Source organism: Orbaceae bacterium lpD04 (assembly GCA_036251935.1).
In the GTDB taxonomy this organism is placed as follows: Bacteria; Pseudomonadota; Gammaproteobacteria; order Enterobacterales; family Orbaceae; genus Orbus; species Orbus wheelerorum.
On record CP133967.1, the window covers coordinates 2,210,237 to 2,225,599 of the forward strand.

The window sequence follows — 15,363 nt, forward strand, 5'->3', positions numbered from 1 at the left end:
GACTCGATGACTCACTGATATTGAATATTTAATTATGGATAATTTACGCGAACTTACCCTTAGAGGAATTATTTTAGGGGCTTTTATTACTGTTATTTTTACCGCATCTAATGTTTATTTGGGCTTAAAAGTTGGTTTAACTTTTTCATCGGCCATCCCCGCCGCCGTTATTTCGATGGCTGTTTTACGTTTCTTTTCAGGTACGACCATTCTTGAAAATAATATGGTGCAAACCCAAGCTTCAGCTGCCGGCACATTATCATCAATTATTTTTGTATTACCGGGTTTATTGATGATTGGTTACTGGCAAAGTTTTCCATTTTGGTTAACCCTTGCAGTTTGTGCATCGGGAGGGATGTTAGGTGTGTTATTTTCTATCCCACTTCGTCAAGTTATGGTGGTTAGAAGCTCACTGCCTTATCCTGAAGGCGTTGCGGCTGCGGAAATTTTAAAAGCAGGCTGTGAATCCGATGACACACAAGAATCAAAAGCAAATCACGATGGTTTAAAAGATATTATCTTTGGCGGCGTTATTGCTTCATGTGTGAGCATCTTGACTAATGGATTTCGTGTCATCAGCGATGGCACTGCGTATTGGTTTACACAAGGTAAATCTATTTTCCAAATTCCACTTGGTTTTTCATTGGCATTACTTAGTGCTGGTTATTTAGTCGGTATTATTTCTGGTATTTCAATTCTAATTGGTAATATTATCGCTTGGGGCTTTGCCATTCCTATTTTAAGTTCAACCATGGATTACGATCCAAATGCCTCTTTAGCACAAACAGCAATGGGCATTTGGGCACATGATGTGCGCTTTATTGGCGCAGGTACCCTTGCAATTGCAGCGATGTGGACATTATTAACATTAATTAAACCCGTGATTGAAGGTTTAAAAATATCATTTGGTTCATTCAAGTCCGAAAATAGTAATACTAAAGTGCCGCGCACAGAACAAGATTTATCACCTAAAACAATTGTAATGATTATGGTGGCAATGTTAGTTATTTTATTAGGTACTTTTTACTCTTTTGTGTCTGATAGCGGCGTATCGACAGGTGTTGCTTGGTCTTTAGTTTTTTGCTCGGTACTGTTTGCCTTCATTATCGGCTTTTTAGTTGCCGCTGCTTGTGGTTATATGGCAGGTTTAGTTGGTTCTTCGGCAAGCCCGATATCAGGTATTGGTATTGTTGCCGTTACCGTCATTTCACTGCTGCTATTGGCATTAGGTAAAGCAAACGGCTTGTTAGATACGGTTGAGGGTTCAAATTTTGCCACGGCACTAGCGTTATTTACAACGAGTGCAATACTTGCTATCGCTACAATTTCAAATGATAATTTACAGGATTTAAAAACCGGTTATTTAGTCAAAGCAACCCCATGGCGTCAGCAAGTTGCATTATTAGTGGGCTGCGTGGTTGGTGCTGTTGTTATTGCGCCGGTATTAGATATTTTATATAACGCGTATGGCTTTACTGGCGCAATGCCTAGGGCCGATATGGATCCATCGCAAGTATTAGCAGCCCCACAAGCAACGTTAATGACCACGATTGCTAAAGGTATTTTTGCCGATAAAATGGAATGGACGATGATAATAATTGGCCTAGCACTTGGCGCTGTCATTATTATTATTGACTTAGTACTTGGCAAAAATAATTGTAAGTTCCGTTTACCAGCGCTTGCTGTTGGTATGGGAATTTACTTACCACCTGTTATTACTACCCCAATTTTTATTGGCGCCCTTATTTCATGGTTTATTCGTCGACGCGTAACTAAGTCTAATGGTCATTCACCAGACAGTGAAAACTATCGCCGCGTTGATCGTAAAGCAGCACTGATCGCATCGGGTTTAATTGTTGGTGAAAGCCTAGTTGGTGTAATTATGGCAGTCGTTATTGTCATTAGCGTTTCAAGTGGTGGGAGTGATGCACCTATGTCGTTAGCGCCTTGGCTTGGTAGTCTATTTGGCGGTGATTTAGATCTTGTGCAGCAGTTACTTGGCCTACTGGTATTTGTTGTTATTTGTGTAGCGTTTGTGCGCCGCGCGTTATCAGCCCTAAAAAAATAATATGACCCATCGATACTTTCATCAATTGATGAGAGTATCGATGTAAAATAAATCAATTGACGTTAAAAATATGACTCAAGACGATAGACAAACCTTCGCAAATCAAGTGTATGCAATTATTGCAGCTATACCTATAGGTAAAGTCATTACCTATGGTCAAATTGCAAAGATGGCTGGAATGCCTACCTATATTCGTCAAGTCTGTTTTGTTCTTCGTCATCTTCCCAAAGGCAGTAAATTACCTTGCCACCGTATTATTAATGGTCAAGGTCGTTTATCTGTGACGGGTGATTCGTATTTAAAATATAAACTTAAATTAATATCCGAAGGAATTGAATTTAATCAAAAGGATAAAATTGATTTACGAAAATATGGTTGGTATAACTAAACTTACTTACCTATTTTTATTGCCGCTTATCTACATAAATAGACGCAATTGCGTCTATTTTAATCCAGCCAATTTTTGATTAAAGCAATAACCTGCTTTGGTTTATCATAATGAACATTGTGCCCCGCCCCGTCGACTATTTCGATAGTTGCATAAGGGAACTGAGTTAAAATATCTCCATAATAATCATCGATAATATAATTTGATTGTGCACCTTTAATAAATAAGATGGGTTGCCGGTAAGGTGAGATTTCATGCCAAGCACGTATATCAGCGTAGTGCTCAGTAATGGCTTTGAAATTAAATAACCAATGATCAGACTTATATGATTTTAATAAGAACTGAATCGTCGCCTCATCTAAATACTTGCCCATAATTGTATGCAGTTGGTTCTTATTTTCTACTTCTGCTTCGAGCCCGGCATTAATCGCGTTAAATACATTTGTATGGGAGTCGTGCAAGTAATTAACCGGAGCGATATCTAAAATAATGACTTGCGCAATTAAATGCGCTACACACTCGGTCAATTGCATCGCAACTTTACCGCCCATTGAATGACCAATTAAAATAACATCGTTTAACCCAAGTTGATTAATTAATTTTGAAATATCATCAGCCATTAATTGATAATTATGTGCGTCCGACCATGGTGATAAACCATGGTTACGTAAATCAATTTGGATTGTTTGATAGTTATTTGCAAATTCGCGCGCAAGGCCTGCTAAATTATCTAAACTACCAAATAAGCCATGTAAAAAGATGATTGGTTGACCATTGCCAGCCATTTTATAGTGAAGTTCCATTTAGCCAAATCGAGTTTAATCTTTATTAATGACCAATATAACGAATTTTGATGTTTATTGATATGTTCTCTTTAGCTGATTAATGTATTTATTTACCAATTGCCAATATTATTTATTGTTAAGGATGATCTGCAAATATTAGCAGATAGCTAGTGCAAATTCTGCTACAATTATGCCAATCACCCCTACTTCTGATAATATTATGCTACAAGATAATCCATTACTTGCACAACTTAAGCAAAAATTTCATTCACAAACACCTCGCGCAGAGGGCGTTGTTAAAGCACATGAAAAAGGCTATGGTTTTTTAGAAACCGATAATAAAAAAAGCTATTTTATTGCAGCCAATAAAATGAAAAAAGTGATAGAAGGTGACAAAGTTTCGGGAATTTTAGTACAAAATGGTGATAAAACGGCTTTTGAGCCAGAAACATTACTTGAATCTGCATTCGAAATTTTTTTAGGGCAGGTGCATTTTAATAATCAAATAATGGAAATTACCCCTGAAAATGCAGCAAAGCTTTCGATTAAGTGTAAAGTAAGCCATGATGTTAAACAGCAGCTTAAAGACGGCGATTGGGTAAAAGCACGATTAACCTCGCATCCGCTTAAGGACAATAATCCTTTCTTTGCTGAAATTACACACTTTATTAGCGAGCATCATGCGATTGATTTGATCTGGCTTTTAGCGCTTGCTAGGTATAATCTTGATTCATTAGCCCCAGCAGATATTGATGCTAACTTACAAGATGATACTCATTTAAGCCGCCTTGATTTGACTAATACTTTCTTTTTTACCATTGATGGTAAAGATACACATGATATGGATGATGCGTTATCAATCGATAAAGATGAGCAAGGCAATTACCATTTAACCGTTGCGATTGCAGATCCGAGTTGCTACATAGATGAAGATAGCAAATTAGATAATATAGCTTGTCAACGTAGCTTTTCTACTTATTTGCCGGGCTTTACTGTGCCGATGCTACCAACCTCATTTGCCAATGAACTTTGTTCCCTAAAAGAGAATCAAAAAAGGCCCGCGTTAATTTGTAAAGTGACTATCAGCCAACAAGGCGATATTGTTTATGATTCAGTGCAATTTCAGTTAGCCTGGATTATATCTAAAGCTAAACTCAGTTATGATGATGTTTCAGATTTTATTGATAATAATGAGCCTCTTTTAAGCAATGATGGTCAGCTTTCACAACAGTTACATTGGTTGTCTGAACTTGCAAATAGCCGAACCAATTGGCGTAATGACCATGCTTTACTATTTAAGAATAATCATGAATATCGCTTTATTTTTGATGATAACAAACAACTCATTGCGGTTAATAAAGAACTCAAACAAACTGCACATAAAATGGTTGAAGAGGCAATGGTTGTTGCCAATCAAGTTTTTAGCCATCAGTTAAAAACGAACTTAGGATTTGGTATTTTTAATATCCATTTAGGCTTTGATTCTAAGTACTATGACTCGGTAATTAAGTTATTGGCAGAAAATAAAATCGAAGGCTTTGATAAAGAGAGACTCTCTTCTTTTGATGGATATAAAGACTTGCGCCACTTAATTGAAAATAATGAATTACTTGAGTATCGCCTTAGGCGTTTTCAGTCTCAAACCGATTTTTCAATCGAGCCAAACGCGCACTTTGCCTTAGGGTTTGATGCTTACGCAACTTGGACATCACCTATTCGAAAATATGGTGATTTATTTAATCACCGCTTAATTAAGGCAATGCTAACGAAGCAAACCCATACAAAGCCTGATGAACAGATTTTATCAATAATGAATGAACGACGTAAAGCCATTAAGCTTGCCGAGCGTGAAGTTAATAATAAATTATATTGTCAGTTTTTGTCTGATAAAATAGGTCAATCGTTTGAGGCTCAAATTATTAACCTTAATCGTGGTGGGATAAAAGCGCGTTTGACCGATAATGGCGCCGTTGTCTTTATTCCTGCATCATTAATTCATGCTGTTCGCACGGAGTTAACACTATTACCCGAAGATGGCCAAATAAAAATTAAAGATGAGCTAAAATATCAGTTACTCGATACGATAGCCGTCACAATTAATGAAATTAAAGCTGAGAATTTAACGATTATTGGTAAAATAACGCATTAATCAAACAATAATTTTTCAGTTAGGCAGCAATCAATGGCACATTATTGTGCCAATTTGATTGTGATTGTAAGAGTCTGTAACTCTAATTGATAGTGACTATTTTATTACTTTAAACGGATTAGTCGGTTTTTTGGGTTCTTCAGCGTGGTTTTCATATTGTGCTTCTGCTTCAAATCCAAGTCCTGCACCATTTTCACGTGCGTAGATCGCTTCAATTGCAGCCATCGGCACAACAATATGATGAGGATTACCACCAAATCTTGCATTAAATTCAAGTTGTTCATTGTTAATCAAGTATTGCCCCACTGACTGGGGTGCAATATTGAGTACAATTTGGTTATCTTGAATATATTCAGTTGGTACTAAAACGCCATATACCGTTGTATTAACAACAACATATGGTGTTAGTTCATTATCTAAAATCCAATCATACATCGCCCTAAATAAATAGGGACGACGAGCCGTCATTGTCGACATATCCATAATAAAATTATGCTCTCATTTTCTTTTCGTCATCAGTTAATAGCTCAAGAAAGCCTGGGCGTTCAAAAACACGGCTCATATAACCAAGATAATGCTTTTCCGCCGTTTTAGGTAGCGTAATATCAAGCAGAGGCAAACGCCATAGTAATGGGGCAAAATAGCAATCACATAATGTGAAATCATCACTCATAAAGAAAGGTTTTTCTTTAAACATAATTGAAACGGCTGTTAAATCATCTTGTAGCGTTTTTCTTGCTTCTTTAGCTTCTTCAGACTTAGGTGCATTCATAATAGTATGATATGCGCTATACCACTCTTTTCGCATACGATACATCGCTAAACGAGAATTAGCTCTAGCAATTGGATATACTGGCATTAAAGGGGGATGTGGGAAACGCTCATCAAGATACTCTAAAGCAATATGCGGTTCATATAGGGTTAAATCACGATCAATAAGTGTCGGGATTGAGCCATAAGGATTTAGATCTAATAACTCTTGTGGCAAATTATTTGCCTGAACAAACTCGATCTCGGCGGTCACGCCTTTTTCCGCTAAAACAAAACGTATCTGATGACCATAGATGTCTGTTGTGTCACAAAATAAAGTCATTACAGAACGTTTATTAACAGCTACTGCCATGATAACTCCAAATTTATAGATTTTTATACTAAGTTGGTCTATTTTAGCAAATTGAGAATAAGATTTGTAAAAAAAATACGTTTTCTTTGTGTTTATTTATTATAAAAATAAACAAAAGTCATTAATAATGTCAATTAATTATTAAAAATCAGAAAAGTAGAAATTAATAAGGGAATTTTTAGAGGAATTTTTAGTGAATAAAAAACCCTCATTGAGTGTCAATGAGGGTTTATGGTTAAGAGTCAAATAACGATTATTGACCTTTAACTTCTTTTAAGCCATGAAATGGGGCTTTGTTACCTAATGCTTCTTCAATACGAATTAATTGGTTGTATTTAGCAATACGGTCAGAACGGCTCATAGAACCAGTTTTGATTTGGCCTGCCGCTAAACCAACAGCTAAATCAGCAATAGTTGAATCTTCAGATTCACCACTACGATGTGAAATTACTGCTGTATAACCTGCATCTTTTGCCATTTTAACTGCAGCAATAGACTCTGTTAATGTACCGATTTGGTTAACTTTAACTAGAATTGAGTTAGCAATACCTTTATCAATACCTTCTTTGAAGATCTTAGTATTAGTTACAAATAGATCATCACCCACTAATTGGATTTTATGACCTAATGCTTTAGTTTGGTAAGCCCAGCCATCCCAATCGCTTTCATCTAAACCATCTTCAATAGATACGATCGGATAATCAGCTGTTAAACCTTCTAAATAATGAGTGAACTCTTCAGAAGTAAACTCTTTACCGCCTTCACCTTTTAATACATATTTGCCAGTTTCTTTGTTGTAAAACTCAGATGCTGCGCAGTCCATCGCTAAAGTGATATCTTTACCTAATACGTAACCTGCTTTTTCAACTGCTTCTTTGATACAAGCTAATGCATCAGCATTTGACGCTAAGTTAGGCGCAAAACCACCTTCATCACCTACTGCTGTATTCATACCTTTAGCATGTAATACTTTTGCTAGAGTATGGAATACTTCAGAACCGATACGAATCGCTTCACGAACACTTTTAGCACCAACAGGTTGGATCATAAACTCTTGTAAATCGATATTATTATCGGCATGTTCACCACCGTTGATGATGTTCATCATTGGAAGTGGCATTGAATATTTACCTGGAGTGCCGTTTAAATCAGCGATATGAGCAAATAAAGGAACACCTTTCGCCGCTGCTGCTGCTTTAGCATTCGCTAGCGATACTGCAAGAATTGAGTTTGCACCTAGGTTTGATTTAAAATCAGTTCCATCTAAATCTAACATAACTTGGTCAATCGCAGCTTGGTCTAACGCATCTTTACCAATTAGCGCTTCAGCAATTGGACCATTAACATTAGCAACAGCTTTTAATACACCTTTACCTAAGAAACGAGATTTGTCGCCATCACGAAGTTCTAATGCTTCACGAGAACCTGTTGATGCACCTGATGGGACAATTGCAAGACCAACGAAACCACCTTCTAAATGAACTTCAGCTTCAACTGTTGGATTACCACGTGAATCGATAACTTCACGACCATGAACTTTAACGATCTTTGCCATTTTCTTTTCCTCTATATGACATATTAAAAACAATATTAAAATAAAAAATTTAGCGCTGCTGATACTCGCTTGCGGCACGAACAAAACTACTAAATAACGGATGACCATCACGCGGAGTTGATGTAAATTCAGGATGGAATTGACATGCAACAAACCATGGATGATCTGGGTTTTCAATAATTTCAACAAGCTTTCTATCAGTAGACAGTCCTGTCACCTTAAGTCCTGCATTAACAATAGCAGGTAATAAGTTATTATTCACTTCATAACGATGACGATGACGTTCAACAATCGAATCTTTATTATACATGTTATGTACTAAAGAATTTGGCTCTAAATGGCATACTTGCGCACCAAGTCGCATTGTGCCACCAAGATCACTATTTTCATTACGCTGCACAACTTCACCTGATTCATCGCTCCATTCAGTAATTAGCGCAACAACTGGACTTGCCGTATCTTTAACAAATTCAGTTGAGTTAGCATCTTTGATCCCAGCAACATTACGCGCAAATTCAATTAATGCAACTTGTAAACCAAGGCAAATACCTAAATAAGGAATTTTATGTTCTCTTGCATAACGAGCCGCAATAATTTTACCTTCAACGCCGCGATAACCAAAACCACCAGGAATTAAGATCCCATCTAACCCTTTTAACATATCGGTTCCTTTTGACTCAAGATCTTCTGAATCAATATAACGAATATGTACGGTTAAACGATTTTTTAAGCCGCCATGTTTTAGTGCTTCATTGACTGATTTATAAGCATCAGGTAATTCAATATATTTACCAACCATTCCAATAGTCACTTCGCCTACTGGGTTTGCTTCTTCATAAATAACTTGTTCCCACTGCGATAAATCAGCTTCTGGGCATGCTAAATGGAAGCGGTTACAAACGTAACTATCTAAGCCTTGTGATTTTAATAAAGAAGGAATTTTGTAAATAGAATCCACATCTTTTAATGAAATTACGGCTTTATCCGGTACATTACAAAATAGGGCTATTTTTGCACGTTCATTCGCTGGTACTGTTCTATCTGAACGGCAAATTAAAATATCAGGTTGAATACCAATTGATAAAAGTTCTTTTACTGAGTGCTGTGTGGGTTTAGTTTTCACTTCACCTGATGAGGCTAAATAAGGAACTAAGGTTAAATGCATAAATAGCGTATGTTCACGCCCAACATCAACTGCAAGTTGCCTAATTGCTTCTAAAAACGGCAGAGACTCAATATCGCCAACCGTGCCACCAACTTCAACGATTGCAACGTCAAAACCTTTTGCGCCTTCAACAACGCGCTCTTTAATTGCATTAGTAATATGCGGAATAACTTGTACAGTTGCCCCTAAATAATCACCACGACGCTCTTTACGTAATACATCAGAGTAAATTCTACCTGTGGTAAAATTATTTCTTCGCGTCATTTTTGTACGAATAAATCGTTCATAATGACCGAGATCAAGATCAGTTTCAGCGCCATCTTCCGTGACAAATACTTCACCATGCTGGATTGGACTCATCGTCCCTGGATCGACATTGATATAAGGGTCAAGCTTGAGCATGGTCACTTTTAGACCTCGTGCTTCAAGAATTGCCGCCAATGATGCTGCAGCGATCCCCTTACCTAAAGAAGAAACAACGCCGCCTGTAACAAAAATATAATTCGTGACCATTAAATTAAGACCATTTTTTTTGATGAATATTATCTTTAAAGTAGAACAATTTTGACTACAATAAATACAATATTACTGTTAATCAGACGGGATACTAGTCTAGCAGAATCCGATCTATGTCACAATGAATAATTTACGTTGGTAAAATGTTTTGATTTGATGCTTTTGCCAACTTTAACGCATTATAAAACGTCTGTTTTAATAAGCTAGGGATTGCATCTGCCCCACGTTTTTTAGCATCATCACACACCGCAATAGCTAAATCTGGCTTAGAACTTCGTTGTATCGCTTTATGAATAATTCGATTAATCGGTAAATCGATATGAGCCGTAGAACCAAAACCTGCTAGTTTATAAACATGACTAAATCCATGCTTAAATAAAAAGTTTTCAATATCGCGCGCAGGTAAAACGGTCAAAAAATGATTGACATCACACCCTTTCGGGCAAAGTGACTGAACCGTATCACTATATTTTTTACCAGCCATATCGCCATCAGTTATAACATACCATTTAATTCCCATGTTGTTGGCATAATTAATTAAGGGTTTTAATCCGCACTGAGCAAACTCAATTAACTCAATGCCTTCTGAGCCAAGATGGAAACCACTTTGCTCAGCAAGTTCACGCAGTAACCAAACCTCCGTTTCACCTTCTACTAATAACCAACATCTGGCAAAAATTGCCGATGCTCGCCGATATAAAATATGAAACAAAATGCGCCTTTTATCGGCAACACTCATCCCCTTTTCGCCAATGTGCATAGCGATAATGCCTAATGGCCCACGAATTAAATGATAGATATGTTCTAGTGAAAATAATGAGACTAAATCACTTGAATTAGTTGTGATAATTTTTTGTGTTGGGAAATTTTTAAATAATCGAAATCCAATTGATAAAATAATAGGGTGTAATTGGCTTTCTGGCTCTTCTAAAATCAGTAGCGGAACGGCGTGAGGTAATAGCTGGTTATTGCCTTTAGCAATAATGATGGCACTAAATACGCCCATTAAAATAACTCGAATATAATCGTTATCTAACTCATCGAGCAAATCATTAATACGTTCTAAAGAATTCCACTCATCATTAGTTGGGGTTGCTTTTTTAGCGATATTTTTATAATGATAACGCTCGTTTTTATCGACTAAGTAATATTCGATAAGTGCCCTAACGGCAACTAATCCTTGCGCTAAGTCTTGCGGTGAAAACTGCTGAGAATGTTTGGTAAGTTGTGATGATAGTTGTTCAATATAGTAACTTGATAAGGGCTGATTATCGATAGGGAGAGTATTTCCATTAACTGGATTTTTTAAACTCATCATCGGGTTAAGCATAATAAGCAACTTAATCAACTGCTCGTTATTGTTAATCTCAATTCTATCGCCATCAGCATCGGTAAAATAGTGTTCAGTCGTGATTTCATTATTTTGCTGTTTGGCTTTGATTTGATAACAAATCACTTTTTTCATTAAATTAGGATCTTGATAACAAACAGTATTTAATGGAAAGTAGTATTCAAGTTTTAGTTCATTTTCTCTGTTTTCACTAAATGTGAAGCGGATATTTGCGCTATCAAGCTGATGATGTTCATCGCAAAAAAAATCACTTTCACTAAATTGATAAAATAAATTATCTAACGATAATAACATTAAAGCACTAATTAAACTTGAACGTCCCCAACGGTTCTCACCAATTAATATATTATTATCTTTATTTAAGTTGAGTACTAAATGGTTAATTCCTTTATATCCTTGAATATCTACTTGGACTAAATACATATAAAAACCTTGAGTAATCATATTTGATAGTTAATATACTCAATTGGCTTAACTTGTACAAATAAAGTTCAATTTTAGTTGATAAAAATGCCAGTCGCGCATTTTATAGAATGGATAAACTGAGTAAATATAACTATTTTCGTTATTTTTTTGTTGTAACATGCTATTTTAGTGTAAAGAAATTAGATTTACAAATAAAGTACCAAAGCCTTTGCTAAAAAGCCCACAAGGTATTTTATCGATATGCCTTTGTTGATCATGCTCACGAAATATAAAAATTTATTTTTCATTTCAGCTAATTTATATTATTCTTGCCAGCAAAATTGAAACGTTCCAATTTAAAATTAACCAACCTATAATCCGCTTCAATTTTATCATTGATAAGAATAAATAATTCGGGAGAATAATGTGAAACTCCAATTTCTTGGAACCGCAGCGTCAGAAGGTATTCCTAATCCATTTTGTAAGTGTGAGATTTGTGAAAAAGCTCGAGTATTAAAAGGTAAAAACATAAGAACGCGTAGTGCGCTGTTAATTGATGATGTTATGCAAATCGATTTTGCACCTGAATTTAGTTATCAGGTCATGCGTGAAAACGTCGATGTTACAAAAATCAAAGATCTACTGTTCACTCATACTCATCCTGACCATTTCAATGTTGGCGATCTATTTAGCCGTATGGTGGATTATGGATTTAACATTACTCATCCGCTTTATATTTACGGTAACGATATTGCCATTAATGGTTGTTTGGCTGTTTTACCGGGTTATAGTAAAGAGCGCTTTGTATTTAATTTAGCCATTCCATTTCAAACAGTAACATCATCGAGTGGCTATCAAGTTACGCCTTTACTGTCAAATCATGCTAGATGGGAATTTTGTTATATTTACTTAATTGAAAAAGACGGTAAAACCATGTTATATGGCCACGATTCTGGGTATTTTCCAGAACTAACTTGGCAATGGTTAAAAAATAGCGGTAAAAAAATTGATCTTGCTATTTTTGAATGTTCTTATGGCTATAAGCAAAATGATAGAACCAATAATCATATGAGTATTGAAACCGTATTATCATGTCAAAAACGTATGATTAATGATGGAATATTTCATGATAAAACGCAATTATTAACTTCACATCATTCTCACAGCAGTGGTTTTATGCATGATGAACTAATCGATATATTTAAACCCTATAATATTGAAGTTGCCTATGACGGCTTAATTAAAACAATCTAATCGTTAAGGAATTATCTATGTTTAAGCTACCTCGTTTGCTCGTGATGATGTTTTTACAATATTTTGTGCAAGGTGCATGGAATATGGTAATTGGCGCTGTACTTGCTGCTTATGGTTTAAAAGAAATTGTCGGCTCAACTTATTCTATTTTAGGTGTTGCAACAATCATCTCACCGCTGTTTATTGGTATGATTGCTGACCGTTTTTTTTCTTCGCAAAAAGTGATGGGGGTTTTACATTTACTAAATGCGATCGTATTATTTTTAATACCAAGTTTTATTCAAAGCCATAATGAAATCGGTTTTTTAGCGATGATGTTTGTTGTTGGTCTGCTATTTTACCCAACCACTGCGCTGGCAAATAGCGTCAGTTTTAGGCATATCGATGGTGTCAGATGGTTCCCAATCGTTCGCGTTTTTGGCACAATTGGCTTTATGGTTGTTGGTTTTACCATGGGTAGTACATTTCTTGATATTTCGAAGTCAACAAATTCTTTCTTACTTGCTGCGGGCGCATCTGTACTTTACGGTTTATATTGTTTCACACTTCCAAGCACCCCTCCGCTTGCTAAAAATAAAAAAATCTCTCTGCGTGAAATATTATGTTTAGATGCTTTATCTTTATTTAAAGATAAATATTTTTCTATTTTTATGTTTTCAACATTTATTTTGATGATAGCAAAAACAGCCTATAGTGCTTTCTTACCCGTTTATTTACCCGTCCTAAGTTTAGATCCCGCCTCAATGATGCAAATTGCGACAGCAACTGAAGTCATATTTATGGTATTTTTATCTTTCTTATTGGGTCGCTTTGGTTTTAAAAAGGTTATTTTATTCGGCTCAATTAGTTGGATTATTCGTAGCTTAATGCTATCGCATGCAGCCGTTTCTGACGATTATTTATTGTATATTATTGGCGCCCTATTACTGCAAGGTTTATGTTGGGATTTCTTCTTTACCGCTGGCGACATTTACGTTGATAAAAAAGCCAAACCAGAAATAAAAGCACAAGCACAGGGTTTACGTTTTATTGTGTCTAACGGCTTTGGTGTATTTATGGCAGCCTCGGTGTGTGGTTTTATTAATAACCGCGTCGTAACAGAAAAAGCCCTACCACAAGCATCAACTCAATGGCAAGAGTTTTGGATTTATCCAGCAGTCGTTGCAGCGGTTGTAACTATTGGTTTTTGGATCTTCTTTAATGATAAAGATGTCATTATGAAGCCAAAAGAAAAAGTATAAGTTACAAGCAATTATATGTAATTTTTATCACTAAAATGGGCCATCTGATTAACAGCGTATTATATCAGGTGGCCTTTGTTATTAAGTTTAGCTATATTTTTTAATTTTTATTGTTCAAAACAAGTGTTTTAGTTCGTATCATCATTACAACGAAATAGTTTTCTTAGTCATTAACTATTTTAGGTAATAAGACATACATAAGTGTTATTTTAAGTTTAAATAATCGAAAACTTAATCGTCACCAGCAAAAGATATTTTGTATGTGACATAAACTATGTCATAGTTTAGTTTTCTCTTTGATATAATTGAAAATTTTTTATACTATAGCCATTAAAGTATAAAGCAGGAGGTAAAAGATGGTAGGAATTATCCTGGCAAGTCACGGTGACTTTGCCGAAGGTATTCTACAATCAGGATCGATGATTTTTGGTGAGCAAGAAAACGTTAAAGCCGTTACTTTGCACCCAAGTGATAGTCCTGAAAGTTTAAAAGATCGAATGAAAGAAGCCATTGCGTCTTTCGATAACAGTGAAGAAATTCTATTTTTAGTCGATTTATGGGGTGGAACACCATTTAATCAAGCAAATGGCCTATGTGATGGTCATGAAGATAAATGGGTTATCGTATCTGGCCTTAATCTACCGATGCTAATTGAAGCCTATGCATCAAGATTATCGATGGAATCAGCTAAAGAAATTGCAACTGCAATTATTGAGCCGGCTCAAGAGGGAATTAAAAGCAATGTATCAACCGCCGATGTTAAAAGTAAAAACAAAGCGGCACCCGTAGAAAAAGCTATCGCCCCTGGCACTGTGCTAGGTGATGGTAAACTTAAAATCGTACTTGCTAGAGTTGATTCTCGTTTACTTCATGGTCAAGTTGCAACAGCTTGGACACAAGCAACGAGCCCTACTCGCATTATTGTTGTTTCAGACTCAGTTGCAAAAGATGAATTACGTAAAAAACTGATTGAGCAAGCGGCCCCTCCGGGAGTTAAAGCAAATGTTGTACCAATCAGCAAAATCATTGAAGTATCTAAAGATCCCCGTTTTGGCAATACCAAAGCTTTATTGTTATTTGAAAACCCACAAGATGTATTACGAGCAATAGAGGGCGGCGTTGAAATTAATGATCTAAATGTCGGTTCAATGGCTCATTCCGTCGGTAAAGTTATGGTAAATAAAGTATTATCGATGAATGCAGATGATGTTGCGGTATTTGAACAGCTAAAACAAAAGAACGTGAAATTTAACGTTCGTAAAGTTCCTAATGATTCAAGTAGCAATATGGATGAGCTTTTGAAAAAAGCGAAAGAAGAATTAGCCGAACAAAAAAATTAGTATTAAATTAAAGAGGTTTTATC

At 35.9% G+C, this 15,363-nt stretch carries 12 protein-coding genes; 6 read left to right on the forward strand and 6 right to left on the reverse strand.

Features of this window, described 5'->3' with window-relative positions:
- Positions 1-34: 34 nt before the first annotated feature.
- Complete coding sequence (locus tag RHO14_09800; GenBank protein ID WVD70644.1) at positions 35-2,068, forward strand: oligopeptide transporter, OPT family; 2,034 nt, start codon at positions 35-37, stop codon at positions 2,066-2,068.
- A gap of 70 nt (positions 2,069-2,138) precedes the next feature.
- Entirely contained in the window at positions 2,139-2,456 is a 318-nt protein-coding gene (locus RHO14_09805) for an MGMT family protein (GenBank protein ID WVD70645.1), read from the forward strand.
- Positions 2,457-2,515: 59 nt separating this feature from the next.
- Here RHO14_09805 and RHO14_09810 read toward each other — a convergent pair whose 3' ends face one another.
- Complete coding sequence (locus RHO14_09810; GenBank protein WVD70646.1) at positions 2,516-3,259, reverse strand: alpha/beta fold hydrolase; 744 nt, start codon at positions 3,257-3,259, stop codon at positions 2,516-2,518.
- Positions 3,260-3,431: 172 nt separating this feature from the next.
- On the opposite strand from RHO14_09810, the gene RHO14_09815 reads away from it, so the two are divergent.
- Positions 3,432-5,390 (forward strand): exoribonuclease II, encoded by a 1,959-nt coding sequence (locus tag RHO14_09815; GenBank protein WVD70647.1) that lies wholly within the window; start codon positions 3,432-3,434, stop codon positions 5,388-5,390.
- Positions 5,391-5,486: 96 nt separating this feature from the next.
- On the opposite strand, the gene RHO14_09820 is transcribed toward RHO14_09815, so the two are convergent.
- The 5 genes from RHO14_09820 to RHO14_09840 all read right to left on the reverse strand — a co-directional run bounded on the left by RHO14_09820 (position 5,487) and on the right by RHO14_09840 (position 11,523).
- Positions 5,487-5,873, reverse strand: a complete 387-nt coding sequence (locus RHO14_09820) for a ClpXP protease specificity-enhancing factor (GenBank protein WVD70648.1) — start codon at positions 5,871-5,873, stop codon at positions 5,487-5,489.
- Positions 5,874-5,880: 7 nt separating this feature from the next.
- Positions 5,881-6,513, reverse strand: a complete 633-nt coding sequence (locus RHO14_09825; protein WVD70649.1) for a glutathione S-transferase N-terminal domain-containing protein — start codon at positions 6,511-6,513, stop codon at positions 5,881-5,883.
- Positions 6,514-6,766: 253 nt separating this feature from the next.
- Positions 6,767-8,068, reverse strand: a complete 1,302-nt coding sequence (eno, locus tag RHO14_09830) for a phosphopyruvate hydratase (protein WVD70650.1) — start codon at positions 8,066-8,068, stop codon at positions 6,767-6,769.
- Between the two features lie 49 nt (positions 8,069-8,117).
- The gene (gene pyrG / locus RHO14_09835; protein ID WVD70651.1) at positions 8,118-9,746 is read right to left on the reverse strand and encodes a CTP synthase (glutamine hydrolyzing); all 1,629 of its coding nucleotides are present in this window, start codon (positions 9,744-9,746) and stop codon (positions 8,118-8,120) included.
- A 133-nt stretch (positions 9,747-9,879) separates the two neighbouring features.
- Positions 9,880-11,523, reverse strand: a complete 1,644-nt coding sequence (locus RHO14_09840) for a DUF2813 domain-containing protein (protein ID WVD70652.1) — start codon at positions 11,521-11,523, stop codon at positions 9,880-9,882.
- A 408-nt stretch (positions 11,524-11,931) separates the two neighbouring features.
- Here RHO14_09840 and RHO14_09845 point away from each other — a divergent pair, with 408 nt between their 5' ends.
- The 3 genes from RHO14_09845 to RHO14_09855 all read left to right on the forward strand — a co-directional run bounded on the left by RHO14_09845 (position 11,932) and on the right by RHO14_09855 (position 15,340).
- Positions 11,932-12,759, forward strand: a complete 828-nt coding sequence (locus RHO14_09845; protein WVD70653.1) for an MBL fold metallo-hydrolase — start codon at positions 11,932-11,934, stop codon at positions 12,757-12,759.
- A gap of 17 nt (positions 12,760-12,776) precedes the next feature.
- On the forward strand, positions 12,777-14,000 hold the full coding sequence (locus RHO14_09850) for an MFS transporter (protein WVD70654.1): 1,224 nt from the start codon (positions 12,777-12,779) through the stop codon (positions 13,998-14,000).
- A gap of 356 nt (positions 14,001-14,356) precedes the next feature.
- Entirely contained in the window at positions 14,357-15,340 is a 984-nt protein-coding gene (locus RHO14_09855) for a PTS sugar transporter subunit IIB (GenBank protein ID WVD70655.1), read from the forward strand.
- Positions 15,341-15,363 lie beyond the last annotated feature (23 nt).